General features: G+C 61.7%; 2 protein-coding genes. Both read left to right on the forward strand.

Features of this window, described 5'->3' with window-relative positions; all coding sequences use genetic code 11:
- Positions 1-1261: nitrogenase iron-molybdenum cofactor biosynthesis protein NifE (nifE, locus tag EN893_RS33855; protein WP_128362169.1), on the forward strand; the 1261-nt coding region annotated here is incomplete at its 5' end.
- 8 nt (positions 1262-1269) lie between these two features.
- Positions 1270-1434: nitrogenase component 1 (locus EN893_RS33860; protein ID WP_281062526.1), on the forward strand; the 165-nt coding region annotated here is incomplete at its 3' end.

A 1434-nucleotide genomic window follows, 5' to 3' on the forward strand; every position in this document is an offset into this window, starting at 1 on the left:
GGACAACCGTGGTGCGGTTTCGTCAGGGCCGACCTTGTGGCGGACAAGCTTCACGACCGACCTCACCGAACTCGACCTGGTGATGGGGCAGGGCGAGCGGAAACTCTTCAAGGCGATCCGCGAGATCAAGCACACATACGCGCCGCCGGCGATCTTCGTTTACTCAACTTGCGTAACGGCGCTGATCGGTGACGACATCGAGGCCGTGTGCAAACGCGCCACGGAAAAGTTCGGTTTGGCCGTGGTGCCGATCAATGCGCCTGGCCTGGCAGGCTCCAAGAACCTCGGCAACAAGCTCGCCGCCGAGGCGTTGCTCGATCATGTCATCGGCACGGTCGAACCCGACGACCCCGGGCCCTACGACATCAACATCCTTGGCGAATTCAACCTCTCGGGCGAATTCTGGCTTGTAAAGCCGCTCCTCGATCGGCTCGGCATCCGGGTGCGCGCCTGCATTCCCGGCGATGCGCGTTACCGCGACATTGCTTCCGCGCACCGCGCCCGGGCGGCAATGATCGTGTGCTCGACCGCGCTGATCAGTCTTGCCCGCAAGATGGAGGAGCGCTGGGACATCCCGTTCTTCGAGGGCTCCTTCTATGGCATCTCCGACACATCGCAAGCTCTTCGCAACCTTGTCAGGCTGCTGGTGAGGAAGGGCGCCGATCCGGAGATCCTCGAGCGCACGGAGACGCTGATCGCGCAGCAGGAGGCGATCGCGTGGAAGAAACTCGAATCCTACCGGCAAAGGCTCCAAGGCAAGCGCGTGCTGCTCAACACAGGCGGTGTGAAGTCCTGGTCGGTTGTCCGTGCGCTGATGGAGATCGGAATCGAGATCGTCGGCACCTCGGTCAAGAAATCTACGGTGCAGGACAAGGAGCGCATCAAACAAGTTCTCAAGCACGACAAGCATATGTTCGAATACATGGCTGCGCGCGAGCTGTACGCCATGCTCTCTGAACACAGGGCCGATATCATGCTGTCGGGCGGTCGCACGCAATTCATTGCGCTCAAGGCCAAGACGCCCTGGCTCGATATCAACCAGGAGCGCCAGCACCCTTATGCCGGCTATGCCGGCATGGTGGAACTCGTACGCCAGATCGACCTCGCCATTCACAATCCGGTCTGGTCTCAGGTGCGCCAGCCGGCCCCGTGGGATTGCCAGCCTGATCTAAAAGACGAACTGCCATGCACGAAGAAGGAGTCCGGGCACCTGTTCGATGAATTCGCCGGCGCGACGGCACACGAGTTCAGCGAGTGTTGAGGCGACCGATGGCCCGCATCCTTCCCCAGACCAAATCCGCGGCGGTGAACCCGCTGAAGTCGTCGCAGCCGCTGGGTGCCGCCTTTGCCTTTCTTGGGGTCGACGGCGCGATGCCGCTGTTCCACGGCAGCCAGGGATGCACAAGCTTCGCGCTCGTGCTCTTCGTACGGCAC

Origin of the sequence: Mesorhizobium sp. M7A.F.Ca.CA.004.04.2.1 (assembly GCF_004022825.1) — a bacterium.
Lineage (GTDB): Bacteria > Pseudomonadota > Alphaproteobacteria > Rhizobiales > Rhizobiaceae > Mesorhizobium.